This is a genomic window from Streptomyces yatensis (genome assembly GCF_018069625.1).
Classification (GTDB): Bacteria; Actinomycetota; Actinomycetes; order Streptomycetales; family Streptomycetaceae; genus Streptomyces; species Streptomyces yatensis.
Map to the genome: position 1 here is coordinate 3,701,186 of NZ_CP072941.1, position 21,689 is coordinate 3,722,874.

At 72.3% G+C, this 21,689-nt stretch carries 20 protein-coding genes and 1 pseudogene; 12 read left to right on the top strand and 9 right to left on the bottom strand.

All coding sequences use genetic code 11. The features are described from left to right. Positions 1–125: 125 nt before the first annotated feature. The 3 genes from J8403_RS14885 to J8403_RS14895 are packed head-to-tail and all read right to left on the bottom strand — an operon-like array spanning position 126 to position 2,421. Positions 126–458, bottom strand: a complete 333-nt coding sequence (locus J8403_RS14885; RefSeq protein ID WP_079059741.1) for a DUF3817 domain-containing protein — start codon at positions 456–458, stop codon at positions 126–128. Between the two features lie 54 nt (positions 459–512). Further along, a complete protein-coding gene (locus J8403_RS14890) occupies positions 513–1,022 on the bottom strand; it encodes a MarR family winged helix-turn-helix transcriptional regulator (RefSeq protein ID WP_137967465.1) in 510 nt (169 codons plus the stop codon). Between the two features lie 43 nt (positions 1,023–1,065). Then, the gene (locus J8403_RS14895; protein WP_211123619.1) at positions 1,066–2,421 is read right to left on the bottom strand and encodes an MFS transporter; all 1,356 of its coding nucleotides are present in this window, start codon (positions 2,419–2,421) and stop codon (positions 1,066–1,068) included. A 79-nt stretch (positions 2,422–2,500) separates the two neighbouring features. Here J8403_RS14895 and J8403_RS14900 point away from each other — a divergent pair, with 79 nt between their 5' ends. Beyond that, positions 2,501–3,490: an ArsR/SmtB family transcription factor gene (locus tag J8403_RS14900; protein ID WP_211123620.1), complete on the top strand. Its 990-nt coding sequence runs from the start codon at positions 2,501–2,503 to the stop codon at positions 3,488–3,490. A 53-nt stretch (positions 3,491–3,543) separates the two neighbouring features. Here the strand turns inward: J8403_RS14900 and J8403_RS14905 are convergent, their stop codons facing one another. Beyond that, a complete protein-coding gene (locus tag J8403_RS14905; protein WP_020868372.1) occupies positions 3,544–3,837 on the bottom strand; it encodes an MTH1187 family thiamine-binding protein in 294 nt (97 codons plus the stop codon). After that, positions 3,834–4,178 (bottom strand): DUF3817 domain-containing protein, encoded by a 345-nt coding sequence (locus tag J8403_RS14910; protein WP_078643714.1) that lies wholly within the window; start codon positions 4,176–4,178, stop codon positions 3,834–3,836. The genes J8403_RS14905 and J8403_RS14910 overlap by 4 nt, the downstream gene beginning before the upstream one ends. A 170-nt stretch (positions 4,179–4,348) precedes the next feature. Here J8403_RS14910 and J8403_RS14915 point away from each other — a divergent pair, with 170 nt between their 5' ends. The 4 genes from J8403_RS14915 (at position 4,349) to J8403_RS14930 (ending at position 6,885) form a co-directional block, all read left to right on the top strand. Beyond that, a complete protein-coding gene (locus tag J8403_RS14915) occupies positions 4,349–4,987 on the top strand; it encodes an AIM24 family protein (protein ID WP_211123621.1) in 639 nt (212 codons plus the stop codon). Next, positions 4,987–5,637 (top strand): AIM24 family protein, encoded by a 651-nt coding sequence (locus tag J8403_RS14920; RefSeq protein ID WP_211123622.1) that lies wholly within the window; start codon positions 4,987–4,989, stop codon positions 5,635–5,637. Before J8403_RS14915 ends, J8403_RS14920 begins: the two co-directional genes overlap by 1 nt. Next, positions 5,634–6,314 carry an AIM24 family protein gene (locus J8403_RS14925; RefSeq protein ID WP_211123623.1) on the top strand — a complete coding sequence of 227 codons (681 nt, stop codon included), beginning with the start codon at positions 5,634–5,636 and terminating at the stop codon, positions 6,312–6,314. Before J8403_RS14920 ends, J8403_RS14925 begins: the two co-directional genes overlap by 4 nt. Positions 6,315–6,408: 94 nt before the next feature. Continuing rightward, positions 6,409–6,885: a MarR family winged helix-turn-helix transcriptional regulator gene (locus tag J8403_RS14930; RefSeq protein WP_093464724.1), complete on the top strand. Its 477-nt coding sequence runs from the start codon at positions 6,409–6,411 to the stop codon at positions 6,883–6,885. Here J8403_RS14930 and J8403_RS44735 read toward each other — a convergent pair. The 3 genes and pseudogenes from J8403_RS44735 to J8403_RS14945 all read right to left on the bottom strand — a co-directional run. Further along, positions 6,882–7,064 (bottom strand): annotated as a pseudogene (locus J8403_RS44735) (ATP-binding protein); the annotation flags it as partial. The gene J8403_RS14930 and the pseudogene J8403_RS44735 overlap by 4 nt on opposite strands. Before the next feature lie 393 nt (positions 7,065–7,457). Next, positions 7,458–8,417, bottom strand: a complete 960-nt coding sequence (meaB, locus tag J8403_RS14940; protein WP_059147651.1) for a methylmalonyl Co-A mutase-associated GTPase MeaB — start codon at positions 8,415–8,417, stop codon at positions 7,458–7,460. Between the two features lie 109 nt (positions 8,418–8,526). Next, positions 8,527–9,705 carry an acetyl-CoA C-acetyltransferase gene (locus tag J8403_RS14945; protein ID WP_211128253.1) on the bottom strand — a complete coding sequence of 393 codons (1,179 nt, stop codon included), beginning with the start codon at positions 9,703–9,705 and terminating at the stop codon, positions 8,527–8,529. A gap of 157 nt (positions 9,706–9,862) precedes the next feature. Here J8403_RS14945 and mce point away from each other — a divergent pair, with 157 nt between their 5' ends. The 6 genes from mce (at position 9,863) to J8403_RS14975 (ending at position 19,990) form a co-directional block, all read left to right on the top strand. Continuing rightward, positions 9,863–10,315, top strand: coding sequence for a methylmalonyl-CoA epimerase (gene mce / locus J8403_RS14950; RefSeq protein ID WP_059147653.1), 453 nt, complete (start codon positions 9,863–9,865; stop codon positions 10,313–10,315). 247 nt (positions 10,316–10,562) lie between these two features. Continuing rightward, a complete protein-coding gene (scy, locus tag J8403_RS14955; protein WP_281427922.1) occupies positions 10,563–14,591 on the top strand; it encodes a polarized growth protein Scy in 4,029 nt (1,342 codons plus the stop codon). A gap of 240 nt (positions 14,592–14,831) precedes the next feature. Then, on the top strand, positions 14,832–15,770 hold the full coding sequence (locus tag J8403_RS14960) for a coiled-coil domain-containing protein (RefSeq protein ID WP_078643689.1): 939 nt from the start codon (positions 14,832–14,834) through the stop codon (positions 15,768–15,770). Between the two features lie 740 nt (positions 15,771–16,510). Continuing rightward, on the top strand, positions 16,511–17,593 hold the full coding sequence (locus J8403_RS14965; protein ID WP_246585848.1) for a hypothetical protein: 1,083 nt from the start codon (positions 16,511–16,513) through the stop codon (positions 17,591–17,593). 82 nt (positions 17,594–17,675) lie between these two features. Continuing rightward, the gene (locus J8403_RS14970) at positions 17,676–18,941 is read left to right on the top strand and encodes an ABC transporter ATP-binding protein (protein WP_211123624.1); all 1,266 of its coding nucleotides are present in this window, start codon (positions 17,676–17,678) and stop codon (positions 18,939–18,941) included. 218 nt (positions 18,942–19,159) lie between these two features. Further along, entirely contained in the window at positions 19,160–19,990 is an 831-nt protein-coding gene (locus J8403_RS14975) for an ABC transporter permease (protein WP_246585849.1), read from the top strand. A gap of 104 nt (positions 19,991–20,094) precedes the next feature. Here the strand turns inward: J8403_RS14975 and J8403_RS14980 are convergent, their stop codons facing one another. Continuing rightward, positions 20,095–20,412: an ATP/GTP-binding protein gene (locus tag J8403_RS14980; RefSeq protein ID WP_211123626.1), complete on the bottom strand. Its 318-nt coding sequence runs from the start codon at positions 20,410–20,412 to the stop codon at positions 20,095–20,097. Between the two features lie 209 nt (positions 20,413–20,621). On the opposite strand from J8403_RS14980, the gene J8403_RS14985 reads away from it, so the two are divergent. Next, complete coding sequence (locus J8403_RS14985) at positions 20,622–21,662, top strand: LLM class flavin-dependent oxidoreductase (RefSeq protein WP_211123627.1); 1,041 nt, start codon at positions 20,622–20,624, stop codon at positions 21,660–21,662. Positions 21,663–21,689: the final 27 nt, after the last annotated feature.

Consider the following 21,689-nt stretch of genomic DNA (forward strand, 5'->3'; position numbering starts at 1 on the left):
GTAATTGTCGACGCGAACGCGCCGCGGTGAGCCGATCGGGGGTACTCCACCACCCGGCCGCGCGCCTCGTCCGACCCCGGACGGGACGCGCGGAAGGGACGCGCGGAAGGGCTGCAGACCGCCGGTCAGACCTGCGCGGGCGCCGGCTCGGCGCCGCTGACCAGCGGCTCCACCTCGCGGGTGACCTTGCGCTCGACGAAGAACGCGGCCGTCGGGATGGTGCCCGCGACCAGGACCCACAGCAGCTTGCCGAACGGCCACTTGGCCTTGGAGCCGAGGTCGAAGGCGAAGACCAGGTAGATGATGTAGAGCACACCGTGGATCTGGGAGACCACGAGCGTGAGGTCCTCGCCCGTGTCGAAGCCGTACTTGAACACCATGCAGGTGCAGAGCACGAGCAGCATCACTGCGGTGACGTAAGCCATGACCCGGTAGCGGGTCAGCACGCTGCGTTTCATGCCCTGAGCGTAACCGCCCGTTCCGGGGCGATCTTCGCCGCCCCCGGGTCTTGGTCAGCCGTCCTCGAAGTCCTCCGCGGCGACCCGCAGCGGGCGCAGCATCTCGAAGATCTTGCCGCAGTCCTCGGCGTCGTAGACCCCGAGCCCGAATTCCATCGCCATCAGATCGCGGGTGGCCGATTCGACCACCTCACGGCCCCGGTCGGTGATCGAGGCCAGGGTGCCGCGGCCGTCGTTGGGGTTCGGCCGCTTGTCGACCAGACCCGATTTGACCAGGCGGTCCACCGTATTGGTGACCGAGGTCGGGTGGACCATCAGCCGCTCGCCGATCTTGGACATCGGCAGCTCACCGGACTTGGAGAAGGTGAGCAGCACCAGAGCCTCATAGCGGGCGAAGGTCAGTCCGTACGGTCTGACGACCGCGTCGACCTGGCTGAGCAGAATCTGGTGGGCGCGCATGATCGAAGTGATCGCGCCCATGGAGGGCACGGACCCCCACCGCTGCTTCCAGAGCTCATCGGCACGGGCGATGGGGTCGAACGACAGGCTGAGCGGCTTCGGCACACCACCGACCCTACCGGCCGGTCATATCGTGGTCAGCCCCATCTCACACTTCGGGCCGGGCGGACCCGGGGACGGTGCGCCGCACCTCCAGCGCCACCAGCAGTGAGCACAGCGCCCCGCAGCCACCCGCCGTCGCGGCGACCACATGGACCGGTACGAACTCGGCGACCGCGCCGGAGACCGCCATGCCGAGACCCTGCGCGGTCATCAGCCCGGCCGTCAGCACCGTCATCGCCCGGCCGCGCAGCTCGTCCGGTACGGCGGCGAGAAACCACTGGTCGAGGCCGAGGCTGTAGGCGATACCGCAGCCGGTCAGCAGCTGCAGGGCCAGCGCCCAGCCGAACGACGGACGGACGGCGTACCCCAGGGCGGGCAGCATCGCCAGGACGCCGACCGGCAGCGTCAGCCGGGCCCGGGCCCGCGGCCCCAGCAGCGAGCCCACCAGTGCCTCGCTGACGATCGCGCCGATGGGCATCCCGCACATCAGCAGCCCGAGCCCCACCGAGCCGAGCCCCAGCCCATCGGAGTACGGCGTCAGCAGCGCCTCCGGCATCACCACGAACATCGGCGGCACCCACGACAGCAGCATCAGCGCCCGGATCCTGCGGTCCGCGAACAGCCGCCGCATCCCGCTCAGCGAGTCCCCGAGCAGGGGGCACCTCCCAGCGGTAGCTGGGGGAGCCCCGCCACTGGCCACCTGCCGGGCAGGGCGGCGGCGGGTGCCGAAGCGGAGCACCAGCGCCGAGCCGACGAGCGCCGCCGCCGTGAGCGCCAGCGCGGCCCGCGGCGAGACGGCGGCCAGCAGCAGGCCACCGACCCCGAACCCGGCGAGCTGTGCGGTCTGGGCGGTGATCCGGATGACCGAGCGGCCCAGGACGAAGGCGTCGCCCTCGCCGAGGATGTCGCCGAGCGTCGCCGACCGGGTCCCGCTGAACACCGGCGAGATCGCGGCGGGCACACAGCGCAGCGCGAGCAGCGCGGCCACCGGCATCCCCGGCACCACCATGGCGGCCACGCATCCGGCGTGCACCAGATCGCAGACCACCAGCACCCGGCGGGCCGGGAAGCGGTCGGCGACGGAGGACAGCAGGGCGCCGCCGATCACATACGGCAGCATCGAGGTGGCGAACGTCAGGGCGCTGAGCAGCGGCGACCCGGTGAGCCGGAAGACCAGCACGGACAGCGCGAGCTGGCCGACCACCTCGCCCAGCATGGAGACCAGATGCGCGGCGAAGACGGCCCGGAACTCCCGGACCGCGAACACCGCGCCATAGCCCGCGCCCCCCGGACCCCGCGGCGGCCCCTGGTCGTCACCGGGCGCGAGCTCGGGTCGGGAGGCGTGCGCGTCGGGGCGCGACTCGGCAGGACCCGTGGTACCGGGCCCGGAGGGCGTTGACATGCCGGAAGCGTGCCCGTACGGGCGGGGCGGGCTCTAGTGTTTCGGCCAGAGCCGAATCTTCGCGATCGGGAGCGGGACCATGCCACTGCATATGCATTTCGGCGCCGCCGATCTGCTGCGCTGCCGGTTCGCCATCTCGCCCCTGTGCCAGACGCACGAGGCGGTGCGCACGCTGCGCCGGACCGAGCGGCACGGCTACCACCTGCCGTGGCTGCGGCGGGTGCGGGAGGCGGTGACCGGGCTCGATCTGTCGGAGCTGTGGCTGCTGATGCCCGGGCGGGGCGGCTACACCCCGGACTTCCTGGGTCCGCCGCCCGAGGTGCCCTACGCGCCGTTCGAGGACGAGCTGGCGCGGATGCGGGCCACCGACCCGGCCGCCGCCCACCGGGAGCTGGTCCTGTCCCTGGCGTGCACGCCGGGGGCCGCCGAGTCCCCGCGGGGCCGGGCGATGCTGGCCGATCCGGCGCGGGCCGTCCAGCGGCTGGCCGATGTGACCGAACGGGCCTGGCGGGCCCTGGTCGAACCCGACTGGCCCCGGCTGCGGGCCCTGCTGGAGGCCGATATCGGCTATCGCTCCCGGCAGTTGGCCGACGGCGGCCTGGAGCGGCTGTTCGCCGATCTGCGGCCCGCGCTGCGGTGGACCGACGGCACGCTCACCATCCATACCTCCGCGCTCCCCGCCCGCACGCAGGACCTCAATGGGCGCGGGGTGCTGCTGATGCCCAGCGTCTTCGTCTGGCCGGATGTGGTGAGCGGCTTCGCCCCGCCGTGGCAGCCCACGGTGATCTATCCGGCGCGCGGGGTCGGCGGGCTGTGGCGGGAGCCGGACGCGGAGGGGCGGGACGCGCTCGTACGCCTCCTGGGCGCGGGCCGCGCGGCGGTCCTCGCCGCGCTGGAGGAGCCCGCCTCCACCACGGCCCTGGCCGCCCGCCTCGGCCTCGCGCCCTCGTCGGTCTCGGCCCATCTCGCGGTGCTGCGCGCCGCCGGACTGCTCAGCTCACGGCGCCAGGGCCATCAGGTGCTGTACGAGCGCACACCGCTGGGCATGGCCCTGGTGGGCGGGGGCTGAGCGGCCCCGAGGCGGTCGGCCGCTCTCGGTCAGTTGGTCGGCCGGGCAACCGGTCAGTCGGACAGATGGCGCTCGACCGTCTCGACCTTGGAGGTCAGACCGTCCGTGACGCCGGGGCGGATATCGGCCTTGAGGACCACCGAGACCCGGGGCGCCCGGGCCTCCACCACGGCGACGGCGCGCTTGACGACGTCCATGACCTCGTCCCACTCGCCCTCGATCGAGGTGAACATCGCGTCCGTACGGTTCGGCAGCCCCGACTCACGGACCACCCGCACCGCGTCGGCGACGTACTCCCCCACGTCCTCGCCGACGCCCAGCGGCGTCACCGAAAAGGCGACGATCATGCGTTGACCACGCCCTCCTTACGGGCGCGGGCCGCGATCACACCGGCCTCGGTCTCCCGCTTGAGCTTGCGCTCGGCGAAGAAGCCGCCGGTGGGCAGGACGGAGAGGACGAAGTACAGGGCCGCGGTCTGCCACTTCCACTTGGTCCGGTTCCAGGCGTCCGCCCAGAAGACCACGTAGAGGATGAAGAGCACGCCGTGCACCATGCCCATCACCGGCACCGCGTTGAAGTCCGAGGTGCGCTTGAGCACCGAGCAGATGAGCAGCAGCAGGAACGACACGGCCTCGGGCGCGGAGACCAGGCGGAGCCGGCGCAGCGCGGTGGCGGTCTTGAAGTCCACGAGAGCACCTTCGTGTGAAGAGGGGTACGGCAGAACACAGACCGGCTTGTGAATCTATGCACAAGCCTGCGCCCATTGTCGCAGCTTCGCGGGCGATCATGGCCCGGGGGGCACCCCCCGCCCCCGGCGCTCCCTGTCCGCCGACGTCAGAGCCCGCTACCGTCGGCTCCGTGGCTCAGTTTCGGCTCCAGGGAAGCAGGGTGCTCGCGGTCGACCTGACCGGCGACTCCGTGAAGGCCAAGAACGGCGCGATGGTCGCCTACGAGGGGGAGATGACCTTCAAGAAGAAGACCGGCGGCGGGGAGGGGCTGCGCGGGATGGTGACCCGGCGGCTCACCGGGGAGCAGATGGCGGTCATGGAGGTGAAGGGGCACGGCACGTGCTACTTCGCCGACCGGGCGAGCGAGATCAACCTGGTGTCGCTGCACGGCGAGAAGCTGTACGTGGAGTCCAGCAATCTGCTGTGCACGGACTCCGCGCTGCGCACCGGCGCCTCCTTCACCGGGCTGCGCGGCTCCGCACAGGGCAACGGCCTGTTCACCACGACCGTCGAGGGCACCGGCCAGGCCGCGCTCGTCTCGGCCGGCACGGCGATCGTGCTGCGCGTCACCCCGCAGACGCCGCTGCAGGTCGACCCGGGCGCCTACCTCGCCCACACCGGCGGCCTCAAGCAGCACTTCCAGACGGGGGTGAACTTCCGGGCGCTGATAGGCGAGAGCGGCGGGGAGTCCTTCCAGATCCGTTTCGAGGGCGACGGACTGGTCTACGTCCAGCCCAGCGAACGCAACACCATTGGAGGTGAGCTCTGATGCCGTTCACGATGCTCACCTCCCGCATGGTCGAGGCCCAGGTGCTGCCCGGGCAGACCCTGTTCAGCCAGCGCGGCGCGATGCTCGCCTACCGCGGGGACGTACGGTTCACCCCCAGCATCACCGGCGGGCAGCGCGGGGTGCGGGGGATGATCGGGCGGCGGATCGCCGACGAGGACACCCCGCTGATGACCGTCGAGGGCCAGGGCACGGTGATGTTCGGGCACGGCGGCCATCACGTCCAGGTGATCGACCTGGCCGGCGACACCCTCTATGTGGAGTCGGACCGGCTGCTGGCCTTCGACGGCTCGCTGCGCCAGGGCACGATGTTCCTCGGCTCCCAGGGCGGGGTGATGGGCATGGTGCGCGGCCAGGTCACCGGACAGGGGCTGTTCACCACCACCCTGGAGGGACACGGCTCCGCGGCGGTCATGGCGCACGGCGGGGTGCTGGAGCTGCCGATCGGCCCGGGACGTCCGGTGCATGTCGATCCGCAAGCCTATGTCGCCCACCGGGGTGATGTTCGCAATAAGCTCTCGACGGCGATCGGCTGGCGCGAAATGGTGGGCCGCGGCTCGGGGGAGGCGTTCCAACTGGAGCTGTCCGGCACCGGCATGGTCTATGTCCAGGCATCGGAGGAGAAGCTGTGAACGGCCCCGTGATCCACGACGCCTGGACGCTGCCCGTCGACGACAACATCAATCCGTACGCCTTCAGCGTGGACCTGAACGGCCAGTGGTTCCTGCAGAAGGGGAAGATGGTCGCCTACTACGGGCAGATCGACTTCCACGGCGTCGGCATGGGCCACCTCGACCACCTCATCGCGTACAGCTTCCACTCCCCGCTGCACGCGGCGGACTGGGTGGTGGCCGAGGGTCAGGGAAAGATGGTGCTCGCCGACCGCGCCTTCGACGTCAACTCCTATGACCTGGACGACGGCAACCTCTCCATCCGGTCCGGCAATCTGCTGGCCTTCCAGCCGTCGCTGTCCCTGAAGCAGTCCATCGTCCCGGGCTTTCTCACCCTCATCGGCACGGGGAAGTTCGTGGCCGCGTCCAATGGGCCCGTGGTCTTCATGGAGCCGCCGATCCGGGTGGACCCGCAGGCGCTGGTGGGCTGGGCGGACTGCCCGACACCGTGCCACCACTACGACCACCAGTATCTGCGCGGGTTCCTCGGGGCCATCAGGTCGCGCACGGGGATCGGGGGCGCGTCGGGCGAGGAGCACCAGTTCGAGTTCGTGGGCGCGGGGACCGTGCTGCTGCAGTCCACGGAGCAGGTCGTCGCCGAGATATCGGTCGGCGAGACAGGGGGTACCGGTTCGTGAGCGCGAACATGCGGAGTGTAACGTCGAACAGGTGACCTCTAGCCCGATACATCCATTGGTTCGGAATTCAACTTCTATAGGTAGAATACATCCCATGGAGACCGAGAACGGCACGCGCTGGCTCAGCGATGAGGAACAGCGCGCGTGGCGCACCCACCTGGATGTCAGCCGGCTGCTGACCTACCAGCTCGAAAAAGACCTGCAGCCGTTCGGCCTGACCATGAACGACTACGAGATCCTGGTCAACCTCTCGGAGTCGGAGGACCGCCGGATGCGGATGAGCGATCTCGCCTCCGCGACCCTGCAGTCCAAGAGCCGGCTGTCCCACCAGATCACCCGGATGGAGAACGCCGGCCTGGTCCGCCGCGAGAACTGCGAATCCGACCGACGGGGGCTGTACGCCGTGCTGACCGAGCACGGCTGGGAAACCATGCGCAAGGTCGCACCCCACCATGTGGCGTCCGTGCGCAGCCACTTCATCGATCTGCTCGCGCCGGAGGACCTCAAGGCGCTGTACGGATCGCTGGTGCCCGTCGCGGAGCATCTGCGCGCCCAGCGGGGCCGGGTCTAGGCAGGAACCCGCAGCTCGAACAGGGCACCGCCCTCAGGTGCCGCCCGGACGGCCAAGGTGCCGCCGTGGCGCACCGCCACGTCCCGCGCGATGGCGAGGCCGAGCCCGGCCCCGCCATCGTCGCGGCTGCGGGCGTCGTCGAGCCGTACGAACCGCTCGAAGATCCGCTCCCGCTCGCCCTCGCGCACCAGCGCGTCCAGCCGGGCCAGCAGCAGATCGGCCGCGAGCCGCTGCAGCCGCACCACGTCCTCCACCGCGCCGTCCAGGTCCAGCAGCTCCGGATGGGAGACGTCCGCCACGAAGGCCCGCTGCCGCTCGACCGACGCCCGAACCCGGCACGGGCACCCGTGATGGCGGCCGTCTCCCGCCGGATGCCCTCCACCGCGCCCTGCCCGGTGGGCAGCGGGGCGCCCGAGTAGACCGTGTGCGGGCCGTGGGCGCCTCCGGCCGACAGCCTCCACCCCGTCCCAGGGCTTTGCGACCTGGACCCCCGCCGGGGCTCCGCCCCGGACCCCGCTCCTCAAACGCCGGAGGGGCTGAATTACTCCCCGCCCCGGGGCAACCCCGCTCCGTCACCCCTGCTCCGTCACCCCGGCCACCAACTCATCCGCCGCCGTATACGGATCCAGCTCACCGGCCACGACCCGCTCCGCGAGCGCCCCCAGGCGCCGATCCCCGTGCAGATCGCCGATCCGCTCCCGCAGCGCCGTCACCGCGATCGTCTCGACCTCGCCCGCCGCCCGCCGCATCCGGCGCTCCGCGAGCACACCGTGCTCCTCCATCCACGCACGGTGCTTCTCCAGCGCCTCGACGACCTCGTCGATCCCCTCGCCGCGCGCCGCCACGGTCTTCACGATCGGCGGCCGCCAGTCCCCCGGCGCCCGCCCCTCGCCCAGGCCCAGCATGTGGTTGAGCTCCCGGGCCGTGGCATCGGCCCCTTCCCGGTCGGCCTTGTTGACCACGTACACATCGCCGATCTCCAGGATCCCGGCCTTGGCCGCCTGGATCCCGTCCCCCATCCCCGGCGCGAGCAGCAGCACACTCGTATCGGCCTGGGCGGCGATCTCGACCTCGGACTGACCGACGCCCACCGTCTCCACCAGCACCACGTCGCACCCGGCCGCGTCCAGCACCCGGATGGCCTGCGGAGCGGCCCAGGCGAGTCCGCCGAGGTGACCGCGCGTGGCCATGGAGCGGATGTAGACGCCGGGGTCGGAGGCGTGCTCCGACATCCGTACGCGGTCGCCCAGGAGCGCCCCGCCGGAGAACGGCGAGGAGGGGTCGACGGCGAGGACGCCCACCCGCTTGCCGATCCGCCGGTAGGCGGAGACGAGCGCGGAGGTCGAGGTGGACTTGCCGACCCCCGGCGAGCCGGTCACCCCGACCACATACGCACCCCCGGCCAGCGGAGCGAGCGCGGCCATCACCTCGCGCAGCTGCGGCGAGGCGCCCTCGACCAGCGAGATGAGCCGGGCGACCGCACGCGGCCGCCCCTGCCGCGCCTGCTCCACCAGCGTGGGCACATCAGCCATGGCTGCCGTACTCCTTACCGCTTCATCGCTACATCGCTACATCCCAACGGAAACCGACGCCCCGCGAGGGAACCGCCCACAGGCAATCCACCCACGACAGGCGAACCGCCTACTCCCCCGCCGGCACCCGCAGGATCAACGCGTCCCCCTGCCCACCCCCACCGCACAACGCCGCCGCCCCGGTCCCGCCCCCACGCCGTCGCAGCTCCAGCGCGAGATGCAGCGCGATCCTCGCACCGGACATCCCGATGGGGTGGCCGAGGGCAATCGCGCCCCCATTCACATTCACCCTTTCGGGGGAAACACCTAGATCCTTCATGGACTGCACGGCGACCGCGGCGAACGCCTCGTTGATCTCGATGAGATCGAGATCGTCCACCGTCAGCCCCTCCTTGCCCAGGGCGTGCGCGATCGCGTTGGACGGCTGGGACTGGAGCGAGTTGTCGGGTCCCGCCACATTCCCGTGGGCGCCGATCTCGGCGATCCACTCCAGCCCCAGCTCCTCGGCCTTGGCCTTGCTCATCACGACGACCGCGGCGGCCCCGTCCGAGATCTGCGACGACGTGCCCGCCGTGATCGTCCCGTCCTTGGCGAACGCGGGGCGCAGCCGGCCCAGCAGCTCGGTCGTGGTCTCGCCGCGGATGCCCTCGTCCTTGTCGAAGACCACCGGCTCGCCCTTGCGCTGCGGGATCTCCACGGGGGTGATCTCGGCGTCGAAGAGGCCGTTCTTCTGCGCGGCCGCGGCCCGCTGGTGGGACTGGGCGGCGAACTCGTCCTGCTCGGGGCGCTGGATGCCCAGCCGGGTGTTGTGCTTCTCGGTGGACTCGCCCATGGCGATGGACTCGAAGGCGTCGGTCAGCCCGTCGTGCGCCATCGCGTCGAGCATCTCGATCGCGCCGTACTTGTAGCCCTCACGGGACTTGGGCAGCAGATGGGGGGCGTTGGTCATGGACTCCTGGCCGCCCGCGACCACGATGTCGAACTCGCCCGCGCGAATGAGCTGGTCGGCCAGGGCGATCGCGTCCAGCCCGGAGAGGCAGACCTTGTTGATCGTGAGGGCGGGCACGCTCATCGGGATGCCGGCCTTGACCGCCGCCTGCCGGGCCGGAATCTGCCCGGCGCCCGCCTGGAGCACCTGCCCCATGATCACGTACTGCACCTGCTCCGCGCCGACCCCGGCCCGCTCCAGCGCGGCCTTGATCGCGATTCCGCCCAGGTCCGCGCCGGAGAACGGGCGCAGGCCGCCGAGCAGCCGTCCCATGGGCGTCCGGGCGCCCGCCACCATCACAGAGGTCGTACGAGTCATTGGTGCGTCCCCTTCACGAGGAGAAGGAAGTTAACGAGGGTTATCGTCAATGTACTGACGAGTACCCGCGCGGTCACCGGCCCATCGGTGTGATCGCGCGCACGTTGCGTAACCGGCTGTGCGGCGGTGCACTGTTCCCATGCTGACGAGAATCGACCACATCGGGATCGCCTGCTTCGATCTCGACAAGACTGTTGAGTTCTACCGTGCCACGTACGGCTTCGAGGTGTTCCACTCCGAGATCAACGAGGAGCAGGGCGTCCGCGAGGCCATGCTCAAGATCAATGAGACCTCCGACGGCGGGGCCTCGTACCTGCAGCTTCTCGAGCCGATCCGGGAGGACTCCGCGGTCGGCAAGTGGATGGCCAAGAACGGTGAGGGCGTCCACCACATCGCCTTCGGCACCGCGGACGTCGACACCGACTCCGAGGCCATCCGCGACAAGGGCGTCCGGGTCCTCTACGAACAGCCCCGCCGCGGCTCGATGGACTCCCGGATCACCTTCCTCCACCCCAAGGACTGTCACGGTGTGCTGACCGAGCTCGTCACCGCCGCGGACCCCGCCGCCCACAAGGGCGAAGAGGATCACTGAAGCGGACCACTGACCTACCCCTTCCCCGGCCGGTAGAGTGCAGCATCGGCCGGGGTACGGAATCGGAAAGGGATCGGGGTCCGGCCCGGGCTTCGCCGATGATCTGACACCATTTCTTCGGAAGGGCCAGCTCCGGTCCGACCCGGCACGCACTTCGCCTGGTCGGTACCGCAAGGGAACCGTCGAGGAACCCCTGGGCACCGCAAGGGACCACGGGGGACCACGAGGGTGACGGAGCCGGCCGCCAATGCGACCAGGGGACGGATGGGACCGCGCAGTGCGGGGCTACGACCGCTACGAGCCTGACGATCAGCTCTCCAAGTTCGAAGCCGAGATGGAGCGGCTGAAGACCGAGCGTGAGAAGGCCGTCCAGCACGCCGACGACCTCGGCTACCAAGTCGAGGTGCTGCGCGCCAAGCTCCATGAGGCGCGCCGCAACCTGGCGGCCCGCCCCGCCTACGACAGCGCCAACGTCGGCTACCAGGCAGAGCAGTTGCTGCGGGACGCCCAGCTCCAGGCGGACCAGCTGCGCGCCAACGCCGAGCGGGAGCTGCGCGAAACGCGGGCGCAGACCCAGCGACTGCTCCAGGAGCAGGCCGAGCGGCAGGCCCGGCTGGAGGCCGAGCTGCACGCCGAGGCCGTGGCCCGGCGTCAGCGGCTGGACCAGGAGCTGGCCGAGCGCCGCGCCACCGTCGAGTCGCATGTCAACGAGAACGTGGCCTGGGCCGAGCAGCTGCGGGCCCGTACCGAGGCGCAGGCCCGCCGGCTCATGGACGAGTCCCGGACGGAGGCCGAGCAGGCCCTGGCCGAGGCGCGCGCCGAAGCGCAGCGCATGACCGAACAGGCCCGTCAGCGGCTGGGCTCCGAGGCGGAGGCCGCCCGTGCCGAGGCCGAGGCGATCTTGCGCCGGGCCCGTAACGACGCCGAGCGGCTGCTGACCAACGCGGGCACCCAGGCCCAGGAGGCCACCGACCACGCGGCGCAGCTGCGCACCACCACCGCCGCCGAGGCGGACCAGGCGCGGCGTAACGCGGCCGAGCAGACCCGCGCCGCCGAGCAGCGGATGCAGGAGGCCGAGCAGGCGCTGCGCGAGGCGCGCAGCGAGGCCGAGAAGGTCGTCACCGAGGCCAAGGACGCGGCGGCCAAGCGGGTCGCGGCCGCCGAGTCGGACAACGAGCAGCGCACCCGTACCGCCAAGGCGGAGGTCGCCCGGCTGGTCGGCGAGGCCACCAAGGAGGCCGAGCGGCTGCGGGCCGAGGCCGAGCAGCTGCGGGACGACGCCCGCGCCGAGGCCGAGCGGATGGTCGCCGAGGCGGGCGACGACGCCAGGGCCAGGGCGGCCGAGGACTCGGCGGCCCAGCTGGCCAAGGCGGCCCGGAGCGCCGAGGAGGTGCTGACCCGCGCCTCGGAGCAGGCGCAGGCCACCACCAAGGCGGCCACCGACGAGGCCGAGCGGATCCGGAGCGAGGCCGAGGAAGAGGCGGACCGGCTGCGGGCCGAGGCGCACGACACGGCCGAGCAGCTCAAGGGCACGGCGAAGGACGACACCAAGGAGTACCGCGCCAAGACCGTCGAGCTGCAGGAGGAGGCCCGCCGGCTGCGCGGCGAGGCCGAGCAGCTCCGGTCGGAGGCGGTCGCCGAGGGCGAGCGGATCCGCACCGAGGCGCGCCGGGAGGCGGTCCAGCAGATCGAGGAGGCGGCCAGCACCGCCGAGGACCTGCTGACCAAGGCGAAGGCCGACGCGGAGGAGACCCGCTCGGGTGCCACCGCCGAGAGCGAGCGGGTGCGCACCGAGGCCATCGAGCGGGCCAACGCGCTGCGCCGGCAGGCCGATGAGCTGCTGAAGCGGGCCCGCGGCGAGGCCGAGGAGCTGGTGACCTCGGCCGAGGAACAGGCCGAGCGGGTCAAGTCGGAGGCGTCCGTCGCGGCCGAGGAGCTGCGCGAGGAGGCCGAGCGGGCCGCCGAGGACCGCCGTTCCGAGGCCGAGGGCGAGCTGAACCGGCTGCACCAGGAGGCCGAGCAGCGGCTCTCCTCCGCCGACGAGGCGCTGCGGGACGCCCGCACCGAGGCGGAGCGGCTGCGCAAGGAGACCGCCGAGGAGATCGAGCGGCAGCGCACGGAGTCCGCCGAACGGCTGAACGCGCTGCGCCAGCAGGCGGAGGACGAGGCCGTACGGCTGCGCGACGAGGCCGCCGCGGACGCGTCCAACGCGCGCGCCGAGGGCGAGTCGGTGGCCGTACGGCTGCGCGGCGAGGCCGCCGCGGAGGCCGAGCGGCTGCGCTCGGAGGCCCAGGAGACGGCCGACCGGGTGCGGGCGGAGGCGGCGAGCGCCGCCGAGCGGATCGGCGCCGAGGCCGCGGAGGCCCTGGCCGCCGCCCAGGAGGAGGCGGCCCGCCGCCGCCGCGAGGCCGAGGAGCTGCTCGCCGACGCCCGCGAGGAGGCGCAGGAGGAGCGGACCGCGGCCCGGGAGCAGAGCGAGGAGCTGCTGGCCGCCGCCCGGAACCGGGTCTCCGAGGCGCAGACCGAGGCGCAGCGGCTGGTCGAGGAGGCCGAGCGGCGCTCGGCCGATCTGGTGGCCGCCGCCGAGCAGACCGCACAGCAGGTGCGGGACTCGGTCGCGGGGCTGCACGAGCAGGCCGAGCAGGACATCACGGCGCTGCGCACGGCCGCGGAGCACGCCGCGGAGCGGATGCGCGGCGAGGCGCAGGGCGAGGCCGACCGGGTCCGCGCGGACGCCCAGGCGGAGCGGGAGCGCGCCTCGCAGGACGCCACGCGGATGCGGCGGGAGGCCCAGGAGGAGTCCGAGGCCGCCAAGTCGCTCGCGGAGCGCACGGTCGCCGAGGCGATCGCCGAGTCGGAGCGGCTGACCGAGCAGGCCCGCGAGGAGGCCGGCAGGCGCCGCGCCGAGGCCGCCGAGCAGGCGGACCGGCTGGTCACCGAGGCCACCCACGAGGCCGAGCGGCTGCGCGCGGAGGCCAACGAAACGCTCGACGAGGCGCGCCGTTCGGCCCACAAGACGCGTGCCGAGGCGGCCGAGCAGGCCGATACGCTGGTCGGCGGCGCGACCGAGGAGGCCCAGCGGCTGGTCTCGGAGGCCACCGCGCGGGCGCAGGCGCTGCGCACGGAGGCGTCCGACGCACGGGCGACGGCGGAGCAGGACGCGGCCCGCACCCGGGCCCAGGCCCGCGGCGACGCCAACAACATCCGCTCGGAGGCGGCCGAGCAGGCCGACCGGCTGGTCGCCGAGGCCCGCAGCGAGGCCGAGCGGCTGCACGCGGAGGCCGGCGCGGAGGCGGAGCGGCTGCGCGGCGAGGCCGCGGAGACCGTGGGTTCGGCGCAGCAGCACGCGGCGCGCACCCGGGCCGAGGCCGAGCGGATCGAGACCGAGGCGGCGGCCGAGGCGGAGCGGATCCGCAACGAGGCGCAGGCCGAGGCGGACCGGCTGGTCGACAGGGCGCGCGAGGACGCCAACAAGCGGCGCTCCGACGCCGCCGAGCAGGCCGACCGGCTGGTCACCGAGTCCTCGGCGGAGGCCGAGCGGCTCACCTCCGAGGCGCGGGAGGCGGCGCTGCGCACGGCGACCGCGGCCGAGGAGCAGGCCGACACCATGGTGGGCGTGGCCCGCCAGGAGGCCGACCGGCTGATCGCCGAGTCCACGGCCGAGGCCAACGCCATGGTGGAGAAGGCCCGTACGGACTCCGACACCATGCTCGGCGAGGCCCGGGGCGACGCCACGGCCATCCGGGAGCGCGCCGAGGAGCTGCGCGCTCGTACCGAGGCCGAGGTCGAGGAGTTGCACGAGCGGGCCCGCCGGGAGTCCGCGGAGCAGATGAAGGCCACCGGCGAGCGGGTCGACAAGCTGGTCGCGGCCGCCACCGCGCAGCTGATGAAGGCTGAGGAGAAGGCCAAGTCGCTGGTCGCGGAGGCGGAGAGCGAAGCGAGCCGGGTGCGGATCGCGGCGGTGAAGAAGGCCGAGGGTCTGCTCAAGGAGGCCGAGCAGAAGAAGACCGAGGCCGAGCGGGAGGCGGAGCGGCTCCGTAACCAGGCCACGGACGAGGCGCAGCAGATCGTGGACGAGGGCAAGCGCGAGCTGGAGTTGCTCAAGCGGCGCCGCGAGGACATCAACGCGGAGATCTCCCGTGTCCAGGACGTGCTAGAGGCGTTGGAATCCTTCGAGACCCCCGCGTCGGGTGGCGCGGGCGGCAAGGAGAACAACGGAGTCAAGACAGCGGCGGGCGCGGGTGCGACGAGGAGTGGAAAGCGGTCGGAGGGGTAACCGTATGCGGGGGACGAGGGTCGGCTGTGCCCGTCCGCGTCAATTTCGCGTAACTCTCGCGTCGGTCTGCGTCCATCACGGCATGTCCGTATCATCCCGACGAGTGACGAGGTCTCCGTCTTACTGCCACTCAAAAGGCTGGACATTCTGCAGATCAAACAGACGTTGACTCGATGACACGCCGCTCGGACCCCTAGGATTCCCTCTATCACCTCACCGGTCTCTTTCGACAGGAACCCCATGAGCGACACTTCCTCCCCCTTCGGCTTCGAGCTCGTGCGGCGTGGGTACGACCGCGGTCAGGTGGACGACCGCATTTCCAAGCTCGTCGCCGACCGTGACAGTGCACTGGCCCGTATCACCTCTCTGGAAAAGCGCATCGAGGAGCTGCACCTCGAGACGCAGAACGCTCAGGCCCAGATCAACGATTCGGAGCCGTCCTACGCGGGGCTCGGCGCCCGGGTCGAGAAGATCCTCCGTCTCGCCGAGGAAGAGGCGAAGGATCTGCGCGAGGAGGCTCGGCGCGCCGCCGAACAGCACCGTGAGCTGGCCGAGTCGGCCGCCCAGCAGGTCCGCAACGACGCCGAGTCGTTCGCCGCCGAGCGCAAGGCGAAGGCCGAGGACGAGGGCGCGCGGATCGTCGAGAAGGCGAAGGGCGAGGCGACCACGCTGCGCCAGGAGGCGCAGAAGGACGCCCAGTCCAAGCGCGAGGAGGCGGACTCCCTCTTCGAGGAGACCCGCGCCAAGGCCGCGCAGGCCGCCGCCGACTTCGAGACCAACCTCGCCAAGCGCCGCGAGCAGTCCGAGCGCGACCTGGCCTCGCGTCAGGCCAAGGCCGAGAAGCGGCTCGCGGAGATCGAGCACCGCGCCGAGCAGCTGCGCCTCGAGGCCGAGAAGCTGCGCACCGACGCCGAGCGCCGCGCCCGCCAGACGGTGGAGACCGCGCAGCGCCAGGCCGAGGACATCGTGGCCGACGCCAACGCCAAGGCCGACCGGATCCGCAGCGAATCCGAGCGCGAGCTCGCGGCCCTCACCAACCGCCGCGACAGCATCAACGCCCAGCTGACCAACGTCCGCGAGATGCTGGCCACGCTGACCGGTGCGGCGGTGGCCGCGGCCGGTGCCCCGGGCGAGGACGAGGCGGCCACCCGCGGCGTCCCGGCCCAGCAGTCCCGGTGACCCGAGGCCCCAACGGAGCGTACGATGCCCCGCGCCGCGAACCGCGGCGCGGGGCACGCGCATATCTGGGGCGGGCGGCCTGAGTTCGGACCACCCCGCGCAGTCCCGGCGTCCCGCCCAACCCCGCACATGGTTCCGGCCGCGCACCCCAGCCCCGCGCAGTTCCGGCGCCGCGCACCCAACCCCGCACATGGTTCCGGCCTCACACCCAACCCCGCGCAGTCCCGGCCTCGCGCCCCACCCCGCACATGGTTCCGGCCGCGCACCCGACCCCGCGCAGTTCCCGCGCCGCACCCCGCACATGGTTCCGGCCGCGCACCCGACCCCGCGCAGTTCCCGCGCCGCACCCCGCACATGGTTCCGGCCCCGCACCCAGCCCCGCGCAGTTCCCGCGCCGCACCCGACCCCGCGCAGTTCTGGCGTCACGCCCAACCCCGCGCAGTTCCGGCGTCCCGCCCGACCCCGCGCATAGTTCCGGCCGCGCCGCGCCCAACCCGGCGCATCACCCAGCCCCTCCGGGCGTGAGCAAAACCAGCCCCTCCGGCGATTGAGGAGCGGGGGTCCGGGGGCGGAGCCCCCGCACGGGCCCAGGGCGGAGCCCGGGCGCCCCGGCCCCCGGCGCGTGGGAAAACCCAGCCCCTCCGGCGATTGAGGAGCGGGGTCCAGGGGCGGAGCCCCGGCCGGGGCCAGGCCGGGGGGCCCGGTTTCGGGAAGGGGCGGGGCAGGGGAGACACCCCTCCGTGACCGACCGCACCCTCCCCACCCTCGGCTTCACCGACATCCCCGCCAAACACCCCCTCACCTACCCCGGCCGCCCCATCACCCGCCCCACCCTCCTCACCGCAGGCGAGCTGTGGAATCTCACCCCCACAACACCGGGCGGCCGCCTGGGCACCTGGGCAGTAGACACAAGCCCCGGCGAAGGGCCGGAGGACGGGCCGGAGGAAGACCCGATGGGCAGGCCGAAAGAAAGGCCGGAGGAAAGGCCGGAGGAAAGCCCAACGCATCCCCTCGACACCCTCCTCACCACCCTCGGCCACCCCCCAACCGCCACCCGCCACCCCCTCATCGCGGTCGGCTCCAACGCCTCCCCCGCCCAGCTGCACCACAAGCTGTCCCGCCCCGGCCACCCGGCCACCGTCCCCATGGTCCCGGTCGACGTGCACGGCATCGCGGTCGGCTGCTCGGCCCACATCGCCCGGTACGGCTATGTGGCCTCCGCCCCGTACACGGCCCCAGGAGCCCGTACCCCCCTCGTCATCAGCTGGCTGGACACCGAGCAGCTGGCGGCCGTGGACGCGACCGAGTACCCCAACTACCGCCGCGTCCTGCTGTCCGGCACGGAGTACCCGATGGTGATGCCGTCCGGCGAGCGCCTCGGCGGCGCGTACCTCTACGTCGGCGAGCGCGGAGTGCTGATGTCCCCGGACGGCACCGAACGGCCCCTCCCCGGCGGCGGCGACCAGAGCGCCCTGCTCAGCCGCCTGCTCGCCGGTTCGCCCCGGCTGCGCGAACTCCTCGGGCCCGATCCCGGCACCTGGGTGGCCCGCGCCGGCGCGGACCCCGCCGTACGGAAGGCCGGCACCCGGATCTTCCAGGAGGAGGGCTGGGCGATGCCGCAGCCCGACCTCCTCCGCTGCCCGGAGGACAAGCCCGACTCCCCCGACACCCCCAGCACCCCCGACGACCCGGACGCCCCCGACGCCCCCGGCACCCCCGGCACCCCCAGAGACCCCGCAAGCCCTGCACGCACCAAAAGCCCCGCAGCCCCCACAGCCTCCGCAGGCCCCAAGAGTTACGGTGCGCTCACATCTCCCGAATAGCGGGAACCGTCAACACCCCGGTTATCCTCCTAACCCTCACCGGGGGCGAGCACGCCCGACCCATGCTCATGAGGGGCGGAGAATGATCGAGGCAGTCGGTCTGACGAAGCGCTACGGCGCCAAGACGGCCGTGTACAACCTGTCCTTCCAGGTGCGGCCCGGCGCCGTCACCGGATTCCTCGGGCCCAACGGGTCGGGCAAGTCCACCACGATGCGGATGATCCTGGGCCTCGACGAGCCCACCGCAGGCCATGTCACGGTCGGCGGCTACCCGTTCCGCAAGCTGCCCAACGCCCCCCGCCAGGTGGGCGCGCTCCTGGACGCCAAGGCGGTGCACGGCGGCCGCAGCGCACGTCACCATCTGCTCTGCCTGGCCCAGCTGTCCGGGATCCCGGCCCGCCGGGTCGACGAGGTACTGGGCGTGGTCGGCCTGCAGAACGTGGCGCGCAAGCGCTCCAAGGGCTTCTCGCTCGGCATGGGGCAGCGTCTGGGCATCGCGGCCGCCCTCCTCGGCGACCCGCAGGTGCTGCTCTTCGACGAGCCGGTCAACGGCCTGGACCCCGAAGGCATCCTCTGGGTCCGCAACTTCATGAAGCAGCTGGCCTCCGAGGGCCGCACCGTCTTCGTCTCCAGCCATCTGATGAGCGAGATGGCGCTCACCGCCGACCATCTGATCGTGATCGGGCGCGGTCAGCTGCTCGCCGACATGAACGTCAAGGACTTCATCTCCTACAACTCGGCGGACTTCGCCCGCGTCCGCACCCCCGAGGGCGACCCGGGGCAGCGCGAGAAGCTGACCGCCGCGCTGAGCGAGGCGGGCGGCCAGGTGCTCCCCGAGCAGGACGGCGCGCTGCGGGTGACCGGGCTGCCGCTGCCGCGCATCAGCGATCTGGCGCATGGGGCGGACGTCCGGCTGTGGGAGCTCTCCCCGCACCAGGCATCGCTGGAAGAGGCGTACATGCGGATGACACAGGGCGCGGTGGACTTCCGCTCGACCGCCGACGAGCGCGCCGCCCTGCAGCAGCAGATGCCCGGCGCGGGGCCGCAGGGCGCGCCGTACGGCTATGCGCCGGGCGCTCCGGGAGCACAGGGCGCGCCTATGGGCTTCCCGCCGGGGACGGTACTGCCGGGGTACGCCGAACCGCCGGCCCCGCCGCAGCCGCACGCTCCGGGCATGGCCATGCCCGCCACACCTGCCCCTGCCGCACCTGCCCCTGCCGCATCTCCCACTCCGGCCGCCCCCGCGACGCCGCCTCCGGCTCCCCCCGCTCCCCCGGCTCAGCCGCCCGCGGCGCCCCCGGCCCCCGCCGATCTGACCAAGAGCGACAACGAGGACGACGCCCGATGACGACCCCGTACCAGCACCAGTCCCAGGCGCCCGTCCCTCCGCAGGCCCCGCAGGCCCCCCAGGGCCCTCCGCAGGGTCCTCCCCAGACCGCCCCTCAGGCAGCCCCGCAGATGCCGCCTCAGGCCCCACACCAGCCGGCCCCGCAGCAAGCGGCACCGCACCAAGCAGCCCCGCACCAAGCACCCCACCACCCCGCGCCCCAGGCGTACCAGCAGCCGGTGCCCTCCGGGCCCCCGTCGCGGCCGTACGCCGGAATGGGCCCGTACACCTCGCCGATCCCGGTCCGGCGCACCCACCTCGGCAACGCCCTCGCCTCCGAGTGGACCAAGATCAAGTCGGTGCGCTCCACGATCTGGACGCTCGGCATCCTGGTCGCGCTGGTGATCGGCATCGGACTCCTGGTGTCGGCGACCACGAACGACGCCGACTACCGCACCCTCCCCACCACCCTCCCCGGGTTCTTCGGCACGCTGCTCGGTCAGCTGTGCATCGTCACGCTCGGGGTGCTCGTGATCACCTCCGAGTACGGCACCGGGATGATCCGGACCACCCTCACCGCCTCCCCGCAGCGCTCACGGGTGCTCACCGCCAAGGCGCTGGTCTTCTTCGCCCTCTCGTTCGCCACCACGACCGTCTCGCTCGCGCTGGTGGCCTACGCGAGCATGGGGATGCACAGCGGGCCGGAGGTCACGGAGCCGACGAGTGACCAGATCCTGGGCGCGACGATCGGCGCGGGGCTCTATGTGTCGCTGCTGGGGCTGCTGTCGCTGGCCGTCGGAGCCATCCTGCGGCACTCCGCGGGCGCGATCACCACGATGCTCGGTGTGGTGCTGCTGCCGGCCATCCTCCCCGCGTTCCTGATGATGTCGGACAGCCTGCGCGGCCTGGGGACGAAGATGCTGGAGTACTCCTCGCCGCAGTCGCTGGCCTCCCTCTTCCGCATCGACGAGAGCCTGAACAGCGGCTGGCCCCAGCTGTCGGCGCTGGCCGTGGTCACGGCGGCGGCGATGATCGCCGCGTATGCGCTGCTGGAGAAGCGGGATGTGTAGCGCTCCGTAGCCTCTGCGGAGGCCAGGGCCCGAGGGTCGGGGCTCGAGGGTCGGGGCCCGAGGGCCTGGGCCCGAGGGTCAGCGCCCGAAGGCCGGGGCCCGAGTCAGTATCGCGGTGCGTTACGGGACCGCTGGAGCTTGGCGCCCCGGCGGTCCCGTGCGCCCCAGCACGCCTTGTGCCAGTGGCGCCGGTCGTCCGCGCCCATGTGCTGCTGCCAGGCGACCACATGCGCCACCCCCGGCGGAATCTCCTGGTCACAGCCCGGGCAGCGGTAGTGCTTGGCGGCGGCCCCGCCGCCGACCTGCCGGACCACCCACTCCTCGCCCTGCCAGGTCTCCATGCGATCGAGGCCGTAGCGATCCGCGCTCTCGTGGCCGACGGGCTTCTCGCCGCCTCGCGGGCGGTTTCGGCGTGGAGACACGGGGCACCTCGACAGAACTGTGACTAACGGGCTGTGACCAGCGTACGCGCTACGGTCACCGTCCTGGAAAGTCGTCGTCCACACTCACCCTCTGATCATCATGAAAAATTCATGCCTGGCCGTGCCCTTGGCACGTGTCAGGCGTTAATGCCTACGAGGGGGGATGCCCGCGCCGGCACATCAGCCGCGACAAGGAGGCAGGGATCACGATGGATGTGGGGGCTTTCATCCTGGCCGCTCAATTCCCAGGCCAGGGACAGGAGGAGGCGCTGCACCGGGCGGTGCGGTCGGCCGAGCTCTCCGAGGAGTCGGGGCTGGACGCGGTCTGGGTCGCCGAGCACCATTTCGTTCCGTACGGCGTCTGCCCGTCCGCGGTCACCCTCGCCGCGCTCCTGCTGGGACGTACCCGCCGCATCGGCGTCGGTACAGCGGTGAGCGTATTGCCGACCGCGCATCCCGTCGCGCTGGGTGAGCAGGCGGCACTGCTCCATCTCCTCTCCGGTGGCCGGTTCACCCTCGGGGTCGGCCGTGGCGGCCCCTGGGTGGACCTGGAAGTCTTCGGCTCGGGGCTGCGGGCGTACGAGCGGGGCTTCCCCGAATCACTCGATCTGCTGCTGCGCTGGCTGCGCGAGCCACGGGTGGGGGCGGACGGTGAGCGGTTCGCCTTCCGCGAGGTGGCGGTGGTGCCGCGCCCCGACGACGCGCTCGGCGGGCAGGCGGTGGACGCCCCGCCGGTGGTCGTCGCCTCCACCTCCCCCGCCAGTGTGCGGCTGGCCGCCGAGCGCGGGCTGCCCATGCTGCTCGGCATGCACTGCGGGGACGAGGAGAAGGCCGAGGTGGTCGGCCTGTGGCGGAAGTCCGCGCTGGAGGCGGGCCGTTCACCGGAGGACGTCGAGGCGGTGGCGGCGCGCCATGTCTCGGCCGGGGTGGTGCAGATCGCGGACGACCGCCCCGCGGCGGCCGAGATCCTCACCAAGGCGATGCCCGGGTGGTTGCGGCAGGGTCTCGAGGCGCATGTGACGGTCGACGGCCGGGAGCGCCGGATGCGCGACCCGGTCGCCTATGCGGAGTTGCTGTGCGAGCTGCATCCGGTGGGATCGCCGCGGCTGTGCGCCGACCGGCTGGCGGCGACCGCCGAGCGCACCGGGATCCGCCGGTTCGCGCTGCTGGTCGAGGGGTCGGGCGACCTGGTCGCCACGGAGGAGAACGTACGACGGCTCGGTGGTGAGGTGCTGCCGCTCCTGCGCTGATACACCTCCCCCTGGTGGAGCGGCAGC